Below are 19,457 nucleotides of genomic sequence, written 5' to 3'. Positions count from 1 at the left end.
CCACTGATTATTTGCTCGCAAATATCGAGATAAAAAGGAGCGTAATGAACATGGCACATACTACTACATCTATGGAAATTTTCGGTTCACCTGAACAAGTATGGCAATTAATCGGAGGTTTCAACTCCCTTCCAGACTGGTTACCTTATATACCTAGCAGTAAATTAACTGAAGGCGGTCGTGTACGTCATCTAGCTAATCCAGATGGCGATACAATTATAGAACGCTTAGAAGTATTCAATGATAAAGAACGCTACTACACGTATTCAATCATGAATGCACCATTCCCAGTCACTAATTATCTATCTACAATCCAGGTGAAAGAAGGTACTGAAAGTAACACATCGTTAGTAGAGTGGTCTGGTACGTTCACTCCTGTTGAAGTTAGTGATGAAGAGGCAATTAATCTGTTTCATGGCATTTACAGTGATGGACTGAGAGCATTGCAGCAAGCATTTCTAGATTGATTCATGTAATTGATTGAGACAAAAAAGTAAATTAACAGTCAAATATTCGATTTTTTTAGTTAAATTCATTATAAAAGATAAACAAATACAAATTTCATGCCTGCTTGTTAATGACAAGAAATAAAAAATACTACCTCCAAATGGAAGGTAGTATTTTTTTATTAATCAGGAAAAACAATCAATCCCTCTTCTTTTTCCTCCTGTTTTAAATCTTCTTCTGGGAAGGTTACAGTTGAATTTTTATCACCTGTTCTTTTTGTTTCTTCACCTGGAAATACGAAAGTTGAATTTTCTTTTCCTTCATTTTTTTCTACGTTATCTGGAAATACCATAGGATCATTGGTAGTCAAATCACTATGAAATCCAAGGTTAGACAAAATCGCTTTTAAATCTGGTAAAACCCCTATTTTATCAGATGATGGGTTATTAGACTTTGTGCCTGTATTAGGATTACTTAAAATTGCTCTCAATTCTTTTGGTGTATATGCCTTACCTAAATGTTCTTTAGCAATCCCTTGAATCGATACAGCAGCCCCAGCAATTATAGGCGAAGCGCTAGAAGTACCACGGAAATTAGAAGTATAACGATTAATTATGTTCTGATCTGTAACTTTTTGTCCTTTACTATTTTGATTTTGATATGTATCTAATGTATCAACATACTCTCCCCAACCATATACATCAATTCTACTACCATAGTTAGAGAAAGCTAAACGTTTATGAGGAACTCTTGCAGTAGATGCTCCCACTATAATAGCTCCTGAATCTTTAAAGTCTTGACTGTTTCGATTTAAAATCTGTTTACCATTACGGTCTTTAAATTCATCTAAATCAATCCCACCATTACCAGCTGCTTCTACAATAATAATGCCTTTATCTGTACCTTTGCGAATTGCGTTAAATATACTCGGGTATACTTCTACTGGTAAAGGGTCATCTCCATATCCATCATATTTAAAGGATTCTTCTATTAATAAAACATCTCCAGCCTGTAAAGAATCTACGGCACTTAAAATAGCATCTCTTACATCAATTCTCCCATTGTCTCGGATCACTGAAATTACTTTTGCCTTTGCTTTTGGTGCAATTCCAATGTTCCCAATCCCATTGTCAGCTGCAGAAACAACACCTAGAACTGAAGTACCATGAGAAAGATCATTACTCATTTTTCCAGACATAAATTCAATATTTTGACCGACTAAATCTTCATGATTTAATAACCAGCCTTCTTCCAAATCTACAAAAGTTGCCCCCTGACCATTCCCTCCTTTAATTCCCCAAGCATAAGGAGCATTAATTCCTAAAGGTGCCTCTTCAAGATATCCCTGTCTCGAAAATCTAGGTTCATCATAAGGATTGACTGATGATAATACAGGGAATCTCGAGCCAGTTGTTGTATTTATACTCTTATTAGAACGAACTTGTATTTTACTAGAATCGTCATTAGCAGCATGTACTGTATTTGTTACAAATGTCGTACCTACCCCAGCAAAAGTTGTAATTGCAAGTGATGATATCAACATACCTTTAAAATTTTTCATTTTTCCACCTCTAGTTTTCTATTAGAAATAACATATTTCATAATGTGTATGAACCGAAAAGCATTTTATCTTATTATAAAAATTAATAGATTTTTATAACTTTTTGATTTACATAAAAACTCCCTTCATTCTTGTAATTCAATGTGTACATTTCAAAATAACAAACTTACTGTAACTATTATAGTTACACCTTTATTGATTTTCAACTACGAAATATAAATTTTTAAAAATAAATTTATATTACTTTAAAACAGAACTCTCCTTTTAAGCACATAAAGTGAAACTTTAATCAGTGGGGTTTTTGTTCATCCCCCACTGATTATTAGCCCTCACCAATGGGGCGTTTACGGACAGTTAATGCGGGATAAAAACGCAAAATATCTGTCCAAATTACAGCGATCAATAAGTTTATGGACTGCGAAAGAAATACGAAAAAGCAAAGCACTAAGTGCTTTGCTCCTTATAAAATCCCTTTTAACTTTTCACCAATTAACTTCGCTACATACTCATAACCTTCTGGCCCAAAGTGTAATCCATCTTTTTCATCATTTTCTACAAATCTTTTATAATCCCGTTCTTGAATCATTTCAGCATACAAATTTAGAAAATAGCTTCCTGTTTCTTTTGCCACTTCCTCTACCACGTCTGCATACTGACTCAGCACTCTATTTGTTCTATTATGCTGTCTTTCTTCATCAACTGGTGCAGGACTAATCAGTAGTACTTTATCTGATGAAACTTGGTTCACAATCTTCTCTAAGTTTTCGTTATATGCTTGTAATGACACTTGAGAAAAAGAAACTGCATCATTCGTACCAAGAAAAACTGTTACGAAATCTGGTTTATATGATATTACATCTTCTTCAATTCTATTTAACGCATCGAATGTATTATCACCTGGAACACCTGCATTCACTACTTTCCAGTTCGGAAACATCTCTTGCAAACGTGGTGTTAATCTCGGCATTCCATCATAAAACGTTTCATCAGCTGTAATACTATCTCCAAAACATACTAACGTTTTCATTAAGCTACTCTCCTTTTACGTATGAAACAACTTTCCTTCTATTGCTTTTATATATCTTTCAGCAGAACGTTCAACTGCCTCATTTGCATTTTCTTTTACTACTCGATGAAAAGCGTTGTATAAACGATTAAACTGTAACGGCTTCACTCGATTCACCATTTCTTCCACTTTTCTCGCTGGTAGTGGAATTAAGTTTGGATAGCTGTACATGAAGCTTACCCACCGCTCATCTGCTACAACTTGAATAATATCACCTGTTAACAAAATCCCTTTTCCATCATTACCTTCTTCCCAATGCAATACAGAACCACCACTAAAATGTCCTCCAAGACGATGTACAGTAATCCCATCCGCTAATTGTAAAGACTCACCAGACCAATAAATAATACGACTACTTGGGCGCATCACCCATTCTTTATCATCTTCGTGTATATAAATTGGTACATCAAATATCTCTGCCCATTCTACTTGCGTTGAATAATAATGAGGATGAGACAATGCAATCGCATCTAATCCACCAAGCTCTTTTATTTTCGTAATTGTCGTTTCATCTAAATATGTAATGCAGTCCCATAGCAATCGATATGACTCTGTTTTCACTACAAATGCCGTTTGACCGATCGCAAATCCTGGTTTTGTCGTAATACTATAAAGTCCATTTTCCTCTTCAATTATTTCATTTTTATATGTATCACCTGTTTGTAAGTTTTCTAGCGTCGTCCAAGACTGCCCTTTCGGATTCACATATTGCCTCTCTTCATCACAAATATGACAACTCACCGGTTCCTCTACACTCGCTGCATACTGCACGCCACACGTTGTACAAACGAAATTTTTCATCATAATTTCCCCTATCCCTATATTTTTATTAAGCTGATTTTTGTTGATAATGATCTGCTTTTTTATTTTCAATTAATAAACTTATAAAAGTAAGTAAATAGACAACTGTGACCGATAATGGAATTACAGTAAATCCTTTTTCGCTTCTGCAACATTCATCTCACTATCTCCCCAAAAATATTTGTAATATAAAGTCACCTCAACCTCCCCATCCAATAACGCCAAGCTGCTAAATAATCTTCTAAATCTTTCGGGTGGTGCCGTAAACATGTATCTATACGCAAATATAATCCTATGACTATTTCTTCATATAAATCACGGTCTTTTTTATGAAATACACATTGTTTCATCGCATAATCGATTGTTTCTTTTGTTAAATCTTCCGGGGTTGAACAGAACGCATAAATTAAATCGTATATAGGATCTCCTAACACTGGTAAAGGATCAATTACACCATGCAGCTTAATTCCTTGAAATATAAAATTATGAAATCCAAGATCACCATGCAATAAAAATGGCTGATTTATTCCAGTCCCCCTACTTGGACTATTTGCTAACTTAAAAACCGTTCTATACTCTTCCTCACTTATGTAACGTCTTACATTTTGATGAGCTTCTATCACATTTGTCGTTAAAAATTCATTCCAAGATTGAACTAGGTTTTCTTTCCATCCCCAGCCATCAATCTCTGTAGCTACTTCATACTTATTGATAACTTCCTTTACAAGTTTACAAAGAACGTTCCGTTTATGGCCTAGTTTGCAAAAAGTTATGCCCTCAAGGAATGAGTAAACAATATAGCGATTTAAAGGTTCCTTATAAAAAAGCTTTGGAAATAATTCATCCTTTTTATAAAACTGAAGAAAATAAGCTTCTTCACGTATGACATCCGATTCATTCAACTTTACAACGTATTGTTCATCTAACAAATATATAGTACTTGTTGTTCCCCCGTTTAACACTTTTACACTATTTGGATAATGTGAAATCACTTTCTCCTTAACTAGTTGTGCAGTGATTATTGAAATATCCATTCTCTCACCCTTTAACTCCGAATATTCCCTTAATTCAAAAGACAACTTTACTATTATTTTACAAACATAAGGGAATTCCTCCTAAAAATCTTAATATAACAAAAGATAATTTTATTTCATTGCAACTGCGTCTTTCAATATTCCATCATATAGTTCATTCCATTGATGGTAATGCGATGTAATTTCTTCACTCCAAATGTTCTTCATTTAATCTAGTAATTTCTATTGAATTATCTCTTTCTTTTAACTTATGAGCCAAACTTTCTACACCAAACACTTCTGTAAACGTATGACTGCCTACAATTAAATTAATCCCTTTAAATTTCGCATGTTGCACTGTATATAATGTTTTTTCACCTGTTATGTACGTGTCACACCCTTTTTCTAATGCACGTTCAATCAAATTTGTATTGTTTCCTGCACCGGTTAAAATCGCGATTCGTTTTACTGGTTTATCGTGATTTCTCCAGCTCTTCACTTTCTCTTCCATTCTTTCTTCAAGTTTTCCAACTAAGTTTGAAAAAGGAATCGATTCTTTATATTCTCCTATTCCCGGTAGTTCTTCTTCCTCATACGTGGAATATTCCAGTATTGTATCTATCCCAATTTCGTTAAATAACGAAGTACACGTGCCAAACTTTACAAAATCTAACGGCAAGTAAATCCAAAAATGATTCATTTCATATTGCTTCAATTTCTCAATACAAGCCTCTTCCATACCAAATAAAAAACTCCATGGCGCATGATGTGTAACTATCATATCGACTCCATTTTTATACGCTTCTTCAATCGTCTCTAATGTCAAATTTGTTGTGTAACCGATTTTGTGAAATTCATCTTTACTTATATGAGTAAAACCATATTCATCATCGCCGTATTTATGAAGGTCCTCTCCAAATAGTGATGTTATATGTTCGTTAAACTGCTTTATATTCATTTTATTTCTCCTTTCATTTACTTTTATATTTCATAAATAAGGAAATACTAAATTACAACGTTACATACATATAGGAGGACACATATGAAACCTGAATTTTTAAAAGCTGTACATGATGCCATTGGAAATATTGAACACATTCATATAGAAGAAAGCGGTGCTGACAGCTTACTTATTCATCATGATGATGCACAGCAATTACAACAAGTTGCTGTGGCGTTAGAAAATAATAATTTCCGCTCCGCTTTAAGAACAACTGGAAATGCTTCGTACATTGAAGTGTTGAACAGATAATGAAAGTCCGGATGTATGCCGGGCTTTCTTTTTTATATTAAAACTTCAAACTCTTTCACATACACCGCTGTTCCAGCAATATCTATTTGTAACTTTTCGTTTTCTATCCCTTTCGTTACATAAACAGTTACACGACCATCTTTATTTATTTCCTGTCCTTGCTCAACGATTAAACCCAATTCATGTTCAAAATCTTTCTCTAAATACTCCGCATAATACGCTCCCATTACACCTGAAGCTGTTCCTGTCACTGGATCTTCAATCGTCCCAGCGTAAGCTGATGAAAAATGACGGCCGTGCATTTGTGCTAGTTCATCATAAGTTTCTAGACAAATTGGGTGAATAGAAGCATTAGGTATTTCTTTTAATACTGATGGAAATGCAGCATTATTAGGTTTCATTCTCTCACATGCATTAAGATTTTTAATCGGTACAATTACAGTCCAATTACCAGTACTTCCATATACAATCGGTAAACTTACATCTAAATCATTTACTTCTAAACCGATACTATGAGCTAATTCTTCTTTTGAACCTGTAAATTCTTTAAACTGAGGTGCTGCCTGTCTCATTTTAATAAAGGGTTCTCCATTTTCATTTACACCTATTTGTATCGGTAAAATCCCAGCCTTCGTTTCAATCGTAAGGTTACTTTTCTCTTCTAATAAACCTTTTTCGCGCAAGGCATATATCGTCCCTACTGTCCCATGACCACATAAATCCATTTCAAAACCAGGTGTAAAATAGCGCATTCTTATATCTCCTACTTCTGAGGAAAGAACAAAAGTTGTTTCGTTATATCCAACTTTTTCAGCAATAATTTGCATTTCCTCTTCCGTTAATCCATCTGCTTCTAATACAATACTTGCTGGATTTCCCATATTCGGTTTATTTGTAAATGCGTCATAATGAAATACGTTTATAGTCTTCATTTTCTTTTCTCCTAATCTACTTTAAAAATTTTATAATAAAGCTCTGTCTCCGTTTTCACCGAACAATAATTTCTCCAAAATATCCTCTGCATCTTTTCATTTGAAGTATGCGTACTTCCGATGTAATAAGTAGCCCCCATTTCCTTTAACATATGCAACGATTGAAGATGCAACCGAGAAGCAATTCCTTTCCCGCGATAATAAGCCATTACCCCAAAATAAAATAATCGTCCTTCACTTTCTGTTCCAGTTTCTATATGCGGTATGGACATACCAATTGGCTCAGTTTTATCATAAAAAACAATACATGACTTTTCCCAGCCCGTACCTAACTCTGTTTGCACTGAATAAAAATGCTCATCGATAGTTAAAATTGAAGTTTGATTCCCTGAACCCGACATACATTGTTCCCAAATATATTTAAATTCTTTTTCCGATAACGTTCCTTCTGCTATTGATCTATATGTATATTGTCTTTCAGGTCCTTCTACATTGTTCAATTCTCTACATACTTCTATCTTTGCGGCATACAAAGAAAAACCGGCATCAAGTAACACTCTCACACTTGAGTTATAACTACTAAACCTTTTGTTTAATACAATACTCGCTCTTTTTAACTCCCAGTTAAAACAAACTTCTTCAAATCTACTTATCTTTTCTTTATAAGTTTGTACATCATAAAGAACATTCTCTTCTATCTCTTCAATCGTTACTGCATTTGGTAAGCCATTTAATACTTTTTTAGAAGGGCCAAATAGATTCTGAATGATTGCAAGATCGTATATCACCACTTCAATTCCCCCACACCAGGCTCAATAAACTTCCCTGAAATATCCTCATTTGAATCTATTACCCAATCATATATATTTTTTGCTCCTTCAGCCGGAGTCATATTCGCATCAAAGGCACCAATATCAGTTTTTAATTTTCCTGGGTGAATGGCAGTTACACGAATTCCTTTATTCTCAAACTCTTGTTGTAAGCAGAGTGTTAACATATTTTGTGCTGCTTTAGCAATTCGATATGAATATGAGAACTGGCCTTGCGGAAACTCTTTGTTCGCCATTTTATGTAATGATCCTAATCGAGAGGACACATTTATTATTCTCGGATGATCCGATTTAGCTAACGCCACATATGTACCTTTTACAGCCCGAATTACACCTAAGCAATGAATATTAAATAAGTCCGTTAACTCTTCTGAATTTGTATGTAAAATCTCAGTCTCCTTCCCAGTAATGCCAGCGTTATTTATAACTAAATCAACATACTCTGTATATTCCTCAAGCTGCTTCTTAATTTGCTCCGTACTCTCATCAGCCGATAAGTCTGCCAATATAGGAAAACATCTACCACTAAACATTTGCTTCAATTGCATTACCGCAACCTCAGTTCTAACTAATGGATAAACGATATGCCCATTTTCATAAAATACTTTTACTAACTGTAATCCTAACCCGCGGCTGCCACCTGTAATAAACACTCTCATATATTCATCTCCTTATTTTTATAATAAATAAGAAAATCCATCCACTTACCATTCTCTAATGAAAACGCCTCTCTCTTGCATTCAAAAGAAAAACCTGCTCTTTTCGCAAGACGCATTGATGGCTCATTATCAACACGTATATGTAATTCGATTCTATGAAAATCAAGGCTACTAAAAAATAACGGTAACGCAGCTTTCACACTTTCAACACCATATCCATTTCTCCAATATTGATTATGTATAGAGTATCCCATCATCGCCCATTGATAGTCCATACGTGAAATTTTTATTAGCTCTAGCTTTCCAATATTAGCCCCATCTTCTTTACGAAAAATACCTAATACATACATCTCATCTCGATGTGCTGCTTCATCAAATCCTCTAATCCATTCCGTGAACCATTCTTTTGTTGATGATGCCATAACTTGATAACCATCGTCGTATTTATACTGAGATGGCAGCCTCTTATTAAATCCATCTAACCAACTTTCATAATCATCATTTTGGAACGGACGGATCATGAGTCTCTCTGTCTCTATCTGTAATAGCGGCAGCTTCATTTACATCTCTTCCCTTGATTAATATTTGAATATTCTTTATTATCTTACACAAAATACAAAATCTAGTAAATCATTATGTTTTTGATAAACATGCTTCTATTAAAATACAAAAGGAAACCCTGTTCTAAAGGGTTTCCTTTTGTCATCACACTACCAAACTTATCTGTAATTTAAAACGTTGTATTCTGTCTTTAATATTCCATACACATCAACATCTTCATATGTGTTTAATAAAAGTCTATTCTGTCTCAATGTGCCTTCTTTACGTAAACCCGACTTCTCTAATACTTTAATCGACGATCTATTTCTAGAAATGGCAGATGCCCAAATTTTGTTTAGACCTAATTCGATAAAGCCAAATTGAATCATTCTGTTTACAGCCTCAGTTGCAAAACCCTTTCCCCAATAATTCTTACCAATCCAATAACCAAGTTCACCTCTATTGTTACCCTTGTCAATTCTTAGTGTAATTGTACCTACAATTTCTCTTGATTCTTTAGAGACAATTCCTAAAGGATATTCGATTCCTTTCCTTATAAGTTCTGGTTGCATATTAACCCAATCTTGCGCGAACTCCAATTTATATGGATGCGGAAGCCCAAGAATATTAGCTAATTCCTTGTCATTAGCCAATTCTTTAATTCTAAAAACATCATCATTGGTAAAAGGTTCTATACATAAATGCTCAGTTTCTAATTTTATAGCCATCTTTTCTCCCCCTTGTACTGAAATTAGTTAGCTCCCTTTATTTTCAATATTACACCAAAAACACAAAATTTTTAAAATCTTTATGATATCTACTAACAGAACCATAAACAAAAAATCCAGTTATGCTTTGTACATAACTGGATTCCTCATTATCTAATCGTTTTTTATTTTACAAGTACATTTTCTCTTAATTCCCTCTTCAACACTTTCCCTAAAGCATTTTTCGGTAACTCTTCTAAGAATACCACTTCTGGAATTTTGTAACTTGCTAACTTCTCCTTACAATACTGAATAATACTTTCTTCTGTTAATGTTGTTTCACCATCCTTCACAATGTAAGCTCTTGGAACCTCTCCCCAAAAGTCATCTGGAACTCCAACTACTGCAACTTCTAAAACACCATGTATTTCATGAATAACATCTTCTACTTGATCTGGATATACGTTGTCACCACCGCGTATAATAACGTCTTTATATCTTCCCATAATATGCAGGAATCCATCATCATCTATCATGCCAGCATCACCCATGTTAAACCAGTTATCTTTTACTACCTTCTTTGTCGCCTTTTCATTATTCCAATACCCTTTAAACATGTATGGACTTTTCACATGAATCTCTCCAACTTCATTTGTTGTTAGTTCATGTCCTGTTTCCGGATGAACAATTTTCACCTCTACATTTTTCAAGGTCTTTCCTACAGAAGACATCTTTTCTTTTCCCATCATTGGATGCCATGAGGTTACAACCCAACCTTCTGTACTACCATAACCTTGCACCATATATATTCCTTTTTCCATATATTTTTGAATGAGTGTTTCTGGCACTTTTGTACCACCGCTTTGTGCTACTTTAAAGGTTGAAATGTTACGTTCTTTTTTATTTAATTCATCAAGCATGTAACTATAAACAGCAGGGAACGCAAGCATCGTAGTAATTTTCTCTTCTTCAATCTTATCCCAAATAAGAGTAGGATTCGAATCAGCTAAGAAAATCATCGTAACGCCATGATAAATACAATTTAAAATAGAAAGTACGCCACTCATATGGAACAATGGATGCACAGATAAAAAGCGTTCACCTGCTGGGATTTCTCTTTGTCCCGCAATTTCAGCAAAATAGTGATGTAAGTTTTTATGTCCAATTACACATGCTTTCGCCTGTCCAGTCGTTCCTGAAGTAAATAAGTAAATGGCGTCGTCTTCTTCATGAACTTCTACGTTCGGTTCTGTCGTTGGCTGTTTTTGCAGCTCTAATTCAAATGAACCAAAACCTTCTTTTGTCGTTTGAATTACATAAGGAATTTCTTTAACAGCATCAACATTTAATAACACTTCACTAAATTCTTCATCAATAACTAATACTTTTAATTTCGCTTCTTTTACAATCGTTTCTAATTCATATACAGTAAGCTGATGATTTAGCGGAATAAATACCGCTCCAATTTTTAAACTTGCCATCATAACACTTGGAAATGGGTGATTATTTTTGCATAGTATTCCTATACGATCTCCTCTTTGCACACCATTATGTAACAAATAATGTGCAAGCTGATTTACTCGTTCATTATATTGCTGAAACGAATATCTTTTCTTCCCTCCTACAAGCGCTTCCAAATTTGGTGACTGCATTGCTCTCTTTTGTAATAATTGTCGCATCGTTCTCAAGTAAAACTCCCCTTTATATATGTTAGGTTTTTTATTTTACCAGATTAATTATTAATTTACTAAAGATTACACTTAGTGAATATAAGAAGAATATAAAATAGCCATTTACTTCACAAGTAAATGGCTATTTTTCATTATATATTAGAATACTTCTTGTTCATTACATATTGCACATACTCAGGTGCACTTTTATCAATCTCTTCATCACTTAGTTTATATTCTGCACCATATAAATAAAAGGAAGGTATAAATTTCATACCTGTATATAAGCATGTAGCTTGGAATGGTTTCGTCAACTCATCCATTATAATTCCACTATTTTCATAGTCTTTTTCTAATCCACCTATAGAAATAGCTAAACCAAATTCTTTCCCCTTCACTTTATCTCCTTGTGATCCGTACGCAAATCCATATGTTAATACATCATCATACCATTTTTTTAATAATGGTGGTGTGCTGTACCAGTAAAGCGGAAATTGAAATATATATCTGTCATGTTCTACTAATAACTTTTGCTCTTCTTCAATATTAAACTCCCAATTTGGTGCCACCTTATATAATTCATGCACCGTAATTTCATCTGAATGTTTCTCAAGTTCTTCTATCCATCTTTTATTAATTTTTGATTTTTCAATATGAGGGTGTGCTACAATTACAAGTGTTCTCATCATTTTCCAGCCCCTTTATAAATTAATCAATCCTTTACGTATTAGTATGAATGAGTTACATATAATTGAAAAGTACGTACTTTCAGGTACTATAGGAACCTTGAAGTACCTTTGGAGGTGTTATATGAATCAAAATAATAATTGCCCAATTGCAACAACACTCGATGTAATCGGTGGAAAATGGAAAGTTCATATTTTATGTATTTTGTCGGATGGAAAAATGCGAACAAATGAAATTAAACGAGAAATCCCAAACATTACACAAAAGGTTCTTACACAACAACTTCGGCAACTTGAAGCTGATGGGATTATCTATCGTACTGTATATCAAGAAGTACCACCAAAGGTTGAGTACACACTAAGTGAATACGGAAAATCTTTAATGCAAATAATGGATAATCTGTTTGAATGGGGAAAAGATCATCAAATTAAAAGATTACATGACTAAAAAAGCGCTATATACTTTGTTTCATCCTCTACGTTCATATTTTTTGTTTTTATAAAGTTTATTTTCATCGTTTTTTAGCTAACTTGTTTTCTTAGATTGATGGACGTGACGCCACATCCATCAATCTAAAAAGATACAATTAGAAAAATGAGATTTCTATACAGTTTCGCATATAAACACTACTTCCGCCTCATTAAACGCTCGCTCTACTTTTTCTAATCTCAATTGTACGTAAGCTATAAAGAAGTACCCCTAAACCGAGAATTTTTTCATTATTAGACGCATTAGAACCTAAGGTAATAGTAGGTACATTTAAGCCCATAAACCTTTCGCTCCATTCTATAGGCATATAAAAAGATACCCCTTAAAAGTAAAAAACGCTATTCTCTCTGTAAAATCATAGAAAAGAATAGCGTTTTTTATTTTGAAATAGAAGGCATTATTTAAACTAAACATGCTAATATTGATTTTGTGCGATTGTCAGTTACCTCATAATAAATTTCTAATCCTTTCCGAGTACCTGTAACCATTTTAGCAGCTTTTAGTTTAGATAAATGTTGACTAATTGTACTTTGAGGCATTTGTAAATCCCCATACATTGTTGTTACATTAGTAGGACCTTTTGCAAGCATTATTTTTACTAAAGATAGACGAACTGGATGCGCCAATACCTTTAACACCTCAGCGATTTCTTGAAACATTTCTTTTTTTTCTTTCATCTTATTTCTCCCCTTTTATATACATATTTATGTTATCCATATATATAATTCGAAGGTATATGCGTTTTTGTGTCCGTCATTTTAAAAAAATATAAAAAAACTTTAATCCGAAACTAAAAGATTAGCTTAACATAATGTCTCACTATTCATAATGAATAGGAATCTCGTTATAGAAGCAGCAGTTTTTATGCTACAACTCTACATTCAACTAACTAAAATCAATGAAAAAAAGAGCAGATAGTCTGCTCTTTTATGATGCCTCCTTATGTTCCGTGGAATGTTTAACACTCCCCAGTCTCTTTAGTTTATTCCACCCTACCGCTACTCCTCGAAGCGATGAGAATATCGATTTAATGACAACATAAGTCATAAATTGACGGTAAATAAAACGTTGTAAAATTAACCATGCCAATGGTTTTGGGTTCTCTTCCTCTAATTTAAATGCGAACAGAGAAGCGAGAAGATCCATTAAAAAGAATACAAAATAAAATCCTAAAACTTTTAGTGGATCACTACTAAATAACCCCATAATCATTAATATATCTGCAAAAGGAGCAATGAATTGCAGAACATATTGGAATAACCACATGTTAGGCAGTGCAATAAACCCTAATGTTTTATGTTTTGGATTACATAACGCTTTTCGATGTTTCCAAAGACATTGAAGTGTACCATATGACCAACGATATCGCTGTTTAATGAGACTTTTCACATCCTCAGGTGATTCCGTAAAAGCATGCGCTTTTTCTTCATATACAATTCTATGCCCTTGACGTAAAAATGTAATAGTAAGATCCGTATCTTCTGCTAATGTATCTTCGCTTAAATATCCAGATTCAACTACATTCTTCTTGCGCCACGCCCCAATAGCTCCTGGAACGACTGTAATACAATTTAACTCATCAAAAGCTCTACGTTCTAAATTAAACCCTGTAATATACTCAACATGTTGCCAAGTAGTTAACAAATTACGTCTATTCCCCACTTTGACATTACCTGAAACTGCAGCTACATTCTGATTTTCAAAGTGTCTAACCATTAGAGAAATGGCGTCTTGCGCAATAATCGTATCCGCATCTAAAGTGACAATGATTTCTCCTCGCGATTGTTGAAACCCTAGGTTCATTGCCGATGATTTCCCGCCGTTTTCTTTCTGAATGAAACGAACTTTAGGGTGCTTATAAAATGTTTCTTTCATTGCTTTTGACGTACCATCTGTCGATCCGTCATCCACAACAATAACTTCAAATTCTCTATAATTACTATCCAAAATTGAGTGAATCGTCTTGGCTATCACCTTTTCTTCATTATATGCTGCTATGACAACACTAACAAAAGGTTGATAAGACGAATTAATATAGCGAGATAACGTCTGTCTTTTCTGCTTCCATGCAAAATAAATTAAGAATAAAAATCGAAAAATCCCTAATCCAATAGCAATATAAAAAATAGTTGTTAATATATGCTTAAAATATCCAGCTCCTGAAAAGACAGCTTTATTGTAAAGTAAATATTGCTTCCCCTCAGAAGAAACAGGAGGCATAATTTCATCTCGTTCTTTATTCATTAAATCTGAAATTGTTACAAAACTATATCCATGCTTTTTTAAGTCTTTAATAATGATTGGGAGCGCCTCTACTGTATGGGTACGATTCCCTCCCGCATCATGGAGAAGAATAATATTTCCCTCTCCCTTATAAATAGGATTAAGAGCACGTCTTACTAATTCATTTGTTGATGGTGTTGCCCAGTCTTCGGGGTCAACTTTTTCCGCTACCATTGTATAGTTCATATTTTGTGCACGTAAAATAGGCAATATTTCATTTGATGAATCCGGGTTAGCATCCGCTTCATATGGCGGTCTAAATAAAACCGTAGAATGTCCAGTTACTTCCTGAATTAAACGTTGCGTCGTATTAAGTTCTACTTTCGTTCGTAGTAAAGACGTATCAGCTATGTTAGGATGCTTGAAAGTATGATTCCCAATTTCATGCCCTTCATCGTATATTCTTTTTACAATACTAGTATTTAGTTGTGCGTTTTCACCAAGTACAAAAAAAGCAGCTTTTATTTGATTCTCTTTTAATATATCTAAAATTTCTGGCGTATATTTCGGGTCTGGTCCATCATCAAATGTTAATACTACTTGTTTCCCATTTGGTTTTCCATATCGTTGCACTTCATATGCAGATGGTAAGGATTGATATACTTCATCTGTAATATAACCATCTTTGCCTACTTTAAAATCTCTCAATCCATTTTTTCTTTCATTCTCAATCTGTAAAATTTCACCTTGTCCAGAATAATTTACTTCATCTAAACTATTGATTTTATGTAATACATTAGGATTTTTTTGTACCTCAATAGGATTTTTTAAAACTTTCCATATTGTAGGGTCTTCTGCTCCTAGTCTCCATAATGCAAAGCCCTTTGCATTGTTCTCCATTGCAATTTTCACTTGATTATAGAGAGTAACACTGTCTAAGAACCAAGCAGTATGTTCTTTCTCTCCTGTTTTATATCTAAAATAAGGATTTCCACTACTCTTATCCCATTGAATTTTCATATTTGAACCTTGAGCCATTGCCATAACTTCTGAAAAAGTTAATGATTTCGCAGCTTCTTTACTATTTACTTCCCAATCATATCCATAGTTACCGAAAGCAACTATAAGCTTATTAGACGGAATATTCAGTTCTTTCAATGTATGTTGGAACCATTTATTTGAAGCAATTGGTCCTGGTTCCCCGGCTCCATAGTGCTCATCGTACATCATTACAATCATTCGATCTATTATTTTTGCTAACGCACTATAATCAAAAGCCTTATCATTAGCTGGAACATCTTGTGTAACGAGCAAATCATGTTCATGAAATTCCGTAGTAAGTTCTTTCATAAAATTTGTTAAGTTTTCTCTATCACTTTCAGGTACGGCCTCAAAGTCAATATTAATTCCTGAAAAATGATTCTTTTTAACTTGGCTTACTAAATCATTAATAAACTTTGTCTTTACATCATTTGAGGAATTCAGTAACTTATGAATTAGCCCACTATCAGGACCAGAAGCTTCCTCAGTATAGTTAGTAAGCAAAGGCATAATCTTCACTTGATTTTTTTCTGCCAACTTTACTATCTCAGGTTTGATCTCACTTCTAATCGTTAAATCTGCTTTTAAATGATACCACTCTGGTACTAACGTAGTTAAGGAATCGATATTTTCTTTTAAAGAAGCGGTACTATTTTCATCCCAGTTTACGTAAAAACCATACACTTCTTTAGGTTGTTTACTATCCTTCGGCGGATTCACCAAATTTTTATTATCCTTCGTTTCGGTATTTGGGTTAAATTCTTCCTTCTTTAACTGCTGATCACTAAGTTTTTGATTAATTGGTACAAGTTTATTATCTTGTTGTACAGCGGTATTCATATTTGGAATTTCTGGTGTTGAAAAAATACTTTGAAAGAAAAAATAAAATACAACACCTACACTAACTATTGAGATACATAGAAACGAAATAAAGGCTATGTTTCTTCTTCCTTTCGGATCATAAAAAACAGGTTTTTCTTTATCTTTCTCTTGTTGAATGTTTTTCTCCATTATATTTTTCACATACTCCTTCTTAATAGAACTATAAAATAATAAAGTGTAACTTTAATCAGCCCTCACCAATTGGGCATTTACAAGCAGCCCAACTCCCACCTAACTTCTTTGCTCCAGCCAAATTTTGAGATGGGAGTTTTACTGCCCACAATAGGGAGAGAAATCCTTTTAGCTTTGAAATGAATCTCTCACTTCCATATTCTATTGATTCTTCTTTTCATTCCCTTGCTGGTGGCCTCTATTTTCTTGTTGAGACCCCCTACCATTGTTCCCTTGCTCGTTTCCACCATTTTCTTTCTGGGATCCTCTTCCATTGTTCCCTTGCCCATTTCCATTATTCCCTTGTTGAGACCCTCTTCCGTTGTTTCCTTGCTCGTTCCCATTATTTCCTTGTTGTGATTCTCTTCCGTTGTTCCCTTGTCCATTTCCATTATTTCCTTGTTGTGATTCTCTTCCGTTGTTCCCTTGCCCATTTCCATTATTCCCTTGTTGTGATCCTCTTCCATTGCTCCCTTGCCCATTTCCATTATTCCCTTGTTGTGATCCTCTTCCGTTGTTCCCTTGCCCATTTCCATTATTTCCTTGTTGTGATTCTCTTCCGTTGTTCCCTTGCTGATTCCCATTATTTCCTTGTTGAGATTCTCTACTGTTATTCTCCTGTTGATTCCCTCTATTTTCTTGCTGAGATCCTCTTCCATTGTTTTCTTTTATTTGCTTCGATGGCTGTTCCTCTGTTTTCTTTTGTTCTTTCTGCTCTTGCTTTTCATATTTTTTTTCTTTTACAGGAGACAAATCCAGTGATGCATCAGGAGATAACTCCGGTTGTGATTGCACCTCTTCTTCGTTTTCCACCGGATTAGACGGGGTGGCAGGAGGCGTAAGTGATTTGTTCTTCTCATTCTCTTGCTTTATATAGACACCTGTGCCAATTCCAGCTTTTCTAGCATTCTCTCGTACTTGCATTGTGCTACTTTGATATTCAACTGTAATATGTTTTAGCTCATATTCTTTCTTTAATTCTTTCATTGCCTTTTCCAAAAGTGGTTCTAGTGCCTTGTCCTTTGCAACAGCTGTTAGCATAACTTGCTTATCTTTCGTTAAATACTTATCCTCTTGACTTTGCTTTATAATAGTACGTATTACTTCTTGCAATTGTTTATTTTCCCATTGCTTCAATTCTTTTAAAATACGCCTTCCATCATCATTACAAGCCTGCAAATCTATAACACGAAAATCCTTTGTTACGCTCACCTCTAAACTTGGATTTATATCAACTGAGACGTAAGCAAATACTTTTTCTTCTGGTTGGTTGTAGAAAAACAACACTGCAAATAGAAAACAAGCAACAAGTATTGATGCAGGCTTTAAAAAGGAAGGAATCGAAAAATGCGATGCTTTTTGTTCTTGCTCATCAAATGAGATTTCCTCCCCAATTATGCAAGAATCCCCCTTTCTTTTACACGTAATAAACTCTCCATTTGGTGTTAAAACAACTACGCTATGCTTTTTTATATCCATCACAATTCCTTTATTCATCATGCTTTTCCCCTCTTATGTAATCCAGAATATATGTATAGTTGTTTGCAAAAATAATACACATTGCAATAATGTATTTTCTATGTCGTTCCAACGTTTTACGACTTACCCTAACACGCGGTTCAATATGTTTAAGCGGTAACTTTTTCTTTCGGAACAGCTCTTCCATCATTTCCTCTTCTTTTATAATAATTTTTACAATTTCTATTAAGTGCTCACGCGTATCACGATGCTTAGGAGATTCTTTAGCAAGCTCTGAGAATGTGATTTTAAACTCAGCTAGCACACTTTGAAAATGAAGAATTTCCTCCTTACGGTTACTATTTTCCATCTCTTTCATATACTCCGTAAGCGACACTTGCATTTCTAACATTTCCTCTTGCTCATCTTCTTTTAAAAAGACAAAGTTATGTTTAGATTCCTTACGTATATAGTCAATTACATCTCTTTTTATAAGAAGATCAGCAAACGCTAAAAAGGATTTTCCTTTTGTATAGGAATACTGTTCAATTGCTTCGTTAAACGCAAACAATCCAATGCTATATTCATCATCCTGTTCTGTAATATATCGGCGGCAGACAGATGAAATTGATTTTCTAATAAAAGGCTGATACTGTACGATAAATGCTTCTTTATCTGCTTCGTTGTTTTGTATGTTACATACGATATCTTCTATTTTCGGTTTTCTTAAGATCTTCATTACTAAACTCAACACTTGTAATCTCCCAGCCTCCTTCAAATAGCAAAATGGCCACTACACAAGTGACCATTTAACCAGATTTTCTTGGTACTTTTCTTCGGTCTTGTTTTCTTGCTGTTAGTTATATTTTTAGAGTCTAACGTTTTCTTAATGATTTTTCCTTTTCTCTCGGCACTAAAGTTAAGTTTGTATTTTTATCTACTTTCTTATTTTCTACCGTTCGTTTTGCTTATTCATTTTCTATTTTATCTGCAATCCTTGAATAACTCTTCTCTATATAATTGGTAAT

At 34.1% G+C, this 19,457-nt stretch carries 20 protein-coding genes and 1 pseudogene; 3 read left to right on the top strand and 18 right to left on the bottom strand.

Annotated features, from left to right (window positions below; genetic code table 11):
• Window positions 1-50 precede the first annotated feature (50 nt).
• Window positions 51-467 (top strand): SRPBCC family protein, encoded by a 417-nt coding sequence (locus ACTFP3_RS09905; RefSeq protein WP_113304747.1) that lies wholly within the window; start codon window positions 51-53, stop codon window positions 465-467.
• 161 nt (window positions 468-628) lie between these two features.
• Here ACTFP3_RS09905 and ACTFP3_RS09900 read toward each other — a convergent pair whose 3' ends face one another.
• The 6 genes and pseudogenes from ACTFP3_RS09900 to ACTFP3_RS09875 form a co-directional block, all read right to left on the bottom strand.
• Window positions 629-2,008 carry a S8 family peptidase gene (locus ACTFP3_RS09900; protein ID WP_006924220.1) on the bottom strand — a complete coding sequence of 460 codons (1,380 nt, stop codon included), beginning with the start codon at window positions 2,006-2,008 and terminating at the stop codon, window positions 629-631.
• 460 nt (window positions 2,009-2,468) lie between these two features.
• Window positions 2,469-3,035, bottom strand: coding sequence for an SGNH/GDSL hydrolase family protein (locus tag ACTFP3_RS09895; protein ID WP_088054310.1), 567 nt, complete (start codon window positions 3,033-3,035; stop codon window positions 2,469-2,471).
• Between the two features lie 15 nt (window positions 3,036-3,050).
• Window positions 3,051-3,878 carry a hypothetical protein gene (locus tag ACTFP3_RS09890; protein ID WP_440010229.1) on the bottom strand — a complete coding sequence of 276 codons (828 nt, stop codon included), beginning with the start codon at window positions 3,876-3,878 and terminating at the stop codon, window positions 3,051-3,053.
• 25 nt (window positions 3,879-3,903) lie between these two features.
• Window positions 3,904-4,020 (bottom strand): annotated as a pseudogene (locus ACTFP3_RS09885) (DUF7010 family protein); the annotation flags it as partial.
• Window positions 4,021-4,069: 49 nt separating this feature from the next.
• Entirely contained in the window at window positions 4,070-4,909 is an 840-nt protein-coding gene (locus tag ACTFP3_RS09880; RefSeq protein ID WP_326035966.1) for an aminoglycoside phosphotransferase family protein, read from the bottom strand.
• A gap of 187 nt (window positions 4,910-5,096) precedes the next feature.
• Complete coding sequence (locus ACTFP3_RS09875; RefSeq protein WP_326035967.1) at window positions 5,097-5,846, bottom strand: Nif3-like dinuclear metal center hexameric protein; 750 nt, start codon at window positions 5,844-5,846, stop codon at window positions 5,097-5,099.
• Between the two features lie 84 nt (window positions 5,847-5,930).
• On the opposite strand from ACTFP3_RS09875, the gene ACTFP3_RS09870 reads away from it, so the two are divergent.
• On the top strand, window positions 5,931-6,140 hold the full coding sequence (locus ACTFP3_RS09870) for a hypothetical protein (protein WP_000801642.1): 210 nt from the start codon (window positions 5,931-5,933) through the stop codon (window positions 6,138-6,140).
• A gap of 32 nt (window positions 6,141-6,172) precedes the next feature.
• Here ACTFP3_RS09870 and ACTFP3_RS09865 read toward each other — a convergent pair whose 3' ends face one another.
• From ACTFP3_RS09865 to ACTFP3_RS09835, 7 genes are all read right to left on the bottom strand, one after another.
• Window positions 6,173-7,072 (bottom strand): PhzF family phenazine biosynthesis isomerase, encoded by a 900-nt coding sequence (locus tag ACTFP3_RS09865; RefSeq protein ID WP_326035968.1) that lies wholly within the window; start codon window positions 7,070-7,072, stop codon window positions 6,173-6,175.
• A gap of 11 nt (window positions 7,073-7,083) precedes the next feature.
• Window positions 7,084-7,860, bottom strand: coding sequence for a GNAT family N-acetyltransferase (locus tag ACTFP3_RS09860; RefSeq protein ID WP_326035979.1), 777 nt, complete (start codon window positions 7,858-7,860; stop codon window positions 7,084-7,086).
• Window positions 7,857-8,561 (bottom strand): SDR family NAD(P)-dependent oxidoreductase, encoded by a 705-nt coding sequence (locus ACTFP3_RS09855; protein WP_001263475.1) that lies wholly within the window; start codon window positions 8,559-8,561, stop codon window positions 7,857-7,859. The genes ACTFP3_RS09860 and ACTFP3_RS09855 overlap by 4 nt, the downstream gene beginning before the upstream one ends.
• A complete protein-coding gene (locus ACTFP3_RS09850; protein ID WP_326035969.1) occupies window positions 8,558-9,121 on the bottom strand; it encodes a GNAT family protein in 564 nt (187 codons plus the stop codon). Before ACTFP3_RS09850 ends, ACTFP3_RS09855 begins: the two co-directional genes overlap by 4 nt.
• Before the next feature lie 159 nt (window positions 9,122-9,280).
• The gene (locus tag ACTFP3_RS09845) at window positions 9,281-9,829 is read right to left on the bottom strand and encodes a GNAT family N-acetyltransferase (protein ID WP_326035970.1); all 549 of its coding nucleotides are present in this window, start codon (window positions 9,827-9,829) and stop codon (window positions 9,281-9,283) included.
• A gap of 164 nt (window positions 9,830-9,993) precedes the next feature.
• The gene (locus ACTFP3_RS09840; RefSeq protein WP_440010630.1) at window positions 9,994-11,487 is read right to left on the bottom strand and encodes a class I adenylate-forming enzyme family protein; all 1,494 of its coding nucleotides are present in this window, start codon (window positions 11,485-11,487) and stop codon (window positions 9,994-9,996) included.
• A 143-nt stretch (window positions 11,488-11,630) separates the two neighbouring features.
• The gene (locus ACTFP3_RS09835) at window positions 11,631-12,164 is read right to left on the bottom strand and encodes an NAD(P)H-dependent oxidoreductase (RefSeq protein ID WP_242283586.1); all 534 of its coding nucleotides are present in this window, start codon (window positions 12,162-12,164) and stop codon (window positions 11,631-11,633) included.
• Window positions 12,165-12,288: 124 nt separating this feature from the next.
• Between ACTFP3_RS09835 and ACTFP3_RS09830 the strand changes: the two genes are divergently transcribed.
• Window positions 12,289-12,612 (top strand): winged helix-turn-helix transcriptional regulator, encoded by a 324-nt coding sequence (locus ACTFP3_RS09830; RefSeq protein ID WP_098360401.1) that lies wholly within the window; start codon window positions 12,289-12,291, stop codon window positions 12,610-12,612.
• A gap of 193 nt (window positions 12,613-12,805) precedes the next feature.
• Here ACTFP3_RS09830 and ACTFP3_RS09825 read toward each other — a convergent pair whose 3' ends face one another.
• From ACTFP3_RS09825 to sigI, 5 genes are all read right to left on the bottom strand, one after another.
• Window positions 12,806-12,961 carry a hypothetical protein gene (locus tag ACTFP3_RS09825; protein ID WP_001121202.1) on the bottom strand — a complete coding sequence of 52 codons (156 nt, stop codon included), beginning with the start codon at window positions 12,959-12,961 and terminating at the stop codon, window positions 12,806-12,808.
• A gap of 94 nt (window positions 12,962-13,055) precedes the next feature.
• Window positions 13,056-13,331, bottom strand: a complete 276-nt coding sequence (locus ACTFP3_RS09820) for an ArsR/SmtB family transcription factor (RefSeq protein ID WP_000660066.1) — start codon at window positions 13,329-13,331, stop codon at window positions 13,056-13,058.
• A gap of 250 nt (window positions 13,332-13,581) precedes the next feature.
• The gene (locus tag ACTFP3_RS09815) at window positions 13,582-16,929 is read right to left on the bottom strand and encodes a glycosyltransferase (protein ID WP_440010628.1); all 3,348 of its coding nucleotides are present in this window, start codon (window positions 16,927-16,929) and stop codon (window positions 13,582-13,584) included.
• Window positions 16,930-17,133: 204 nt separating this feature from the next.
• Entirely contained in the window at window positions 17,134-18,471 is a 1,338-nt protein-coding gene (locus ACTFP3_RS09810) for an anti-sigma factor domain-containing protein (RefSeq protein WP_326035972.1), read from the bottom strand.
• Window positions 18,461-19,183 (bottom strand): RNA polymerase sigma factor SigI, encoded by a 723-nt coding sequence (gene sigI, locus ACTFP3_RS09805; RefSeq protein WP_002093524.1) that lies wholly within the window; start codon window positions 19,181-19,183, stop codon window positions 18,461-18,463. The genes ACTFP3_RS09810 and sigI overlap by 11 nt, the downstream gene beginning before the upstream one ends.
• Window positions 19,184-19,457: the final 274 nt, after the last annotated feature.

Origin of the sequence: Bacillus cereus group sp. MYBK5-2 (assembly GCF_051915685.1) — a bacterium.
Taxonomy (GTDB): Bacteria; Bacillota; Bacilli; order Bacillales; family Bacillaceae_G; genus Bacillus_A; species Bacillus_A cereus.
This window is presented reverse-complemented; position numbering and strand designations above follow the sequence as displayed.

Bases quoted from the DNA above. Each gene is read 5' to 3' on its own strand.
- ACTFP3_RS09870 (WP_000801642.1), top strand. From the start codon at position 5,931: ATGAAACCTGAATTTTTAAAAGCTGTACATGATGCCATTGGAAATATT.
- ACTFP3_RS09890 (WP_440010229.1), bottom strand. From the start codon at position 3,878: ATGATGAAAAATTTCGTTTGTACAACGTGTGGCGTGCAGTATGCAGCG.
- ACTFP3_RS09810 (WP_326035972.1), bottom strand. From the start codon at position 18,471: ATGATGAATAAAGGAATTGTGATGGATATAAAAAAGCATAGCGTAGTT.
- ACTFP3_RS09855 (WP_001263475.1), bottom strand. From the start codon at position 8,561: ATGAGAGTGTTTATTACAGGTGGCAGCCGCGGGTTAGGATTACAGTTA.
- ACTFP3_RS09820 (WP_000660066.1), bottom strand. From the start codon at position 13,331: ATGAAAGAAAAAAAAGAAATGTTTCAAGAAATCGCTGAGGTGTTAAAG.
- ACTFP3_RS09825 (WP_001121202.1), bottom strand. From the start codon at position 12,961: ATGCCTATAGAATGGAGCGAAAGGTTTATGGGCTTAAATGTACCTACT.
- ACTFP3_RS09905 (WP_113304747.1), top strand. From the start codon at position 51: ATGGCACATACTACTACATCTATGGAAATTTTCGGTTCACCTGAACAA.
- ACTFP3_RS09895 (WP_088054310.1), bottom strand. From the start codon at position 3,035: ATGAAAACGTTAGTATGTTTTGGAGATAGTATTACAGCTGATGAAACG.
- ACTFP3_RS09830 (WP_098360401.1), top strand. From the start codon at position 12,289: ATGAATCAAAATAATAATTGCCCAATTGCAACAACACTCGATGTAATC.
- ACTFP3_RS09815 (WP_440010628.1), bottom strand. From the start codon at position 16,929: ATGGAGAAAAACATTCAACAAGAGAAAGATAAAGAAAAACCTGTTTTT.
- ACTFP3_RS09850 (WP_326035969.1), bottom strand. From the start codon at position 9,121: ATGAAGCTGCCGCTATTACAGATAGAGACAGAGAGACTCATGATCCGT.
- ACTFP3_RS09880 (WP_326035966.1), bottom strand. From the start codon at position 4,909: ATGGATATTTCAATAATCACTGCACAACTAGTTAAGGAGAAAGTGATT.
- ACTFP3_RS09875 (WP_326035967.1), bottom strand. From the start codon at position 5,846: ATGAATATAAAGCAGTTTAACGAACATATAACATCACTATTTGGAGAG.
- ACTFP3_RS09900 (WP_006924220.1), bottom strand. From the start codon at position 2,008: ATGAAAAATTTTAAAGGTATGTTGATATCATCACTTGCAATTACAACT.
- ACTFP3_RS09835 (WP_242283586.1), bottom strand. From the start codon at position 12,164: ATGAGAACACTTGTAATTGTAGCACACCCTCATATTGAAAAATCAAAA.
- ACTFP3_RS09865 (WP_326035968.1), bottom strand. From the start codon at position 7,072: ATGAAGACTATAAACGTATTTCATTATGACGCATTTACAAATAAACCG.
- ACTFP3_RS09840 (WP_440010630.1), bottom strand. From the start codon at position 11,487: ATGCGACAATTATTACAAAAGAGAGCAATGCAGTCACCAAATTTGGAA.
- ACTFP3_RS09845 (WP_326035970.1), bottom strand. From the start codon at position 9,829: ATGGCTATAAAATTAGAAACTGAGCATTTATGTATAGAACCTTTTACC.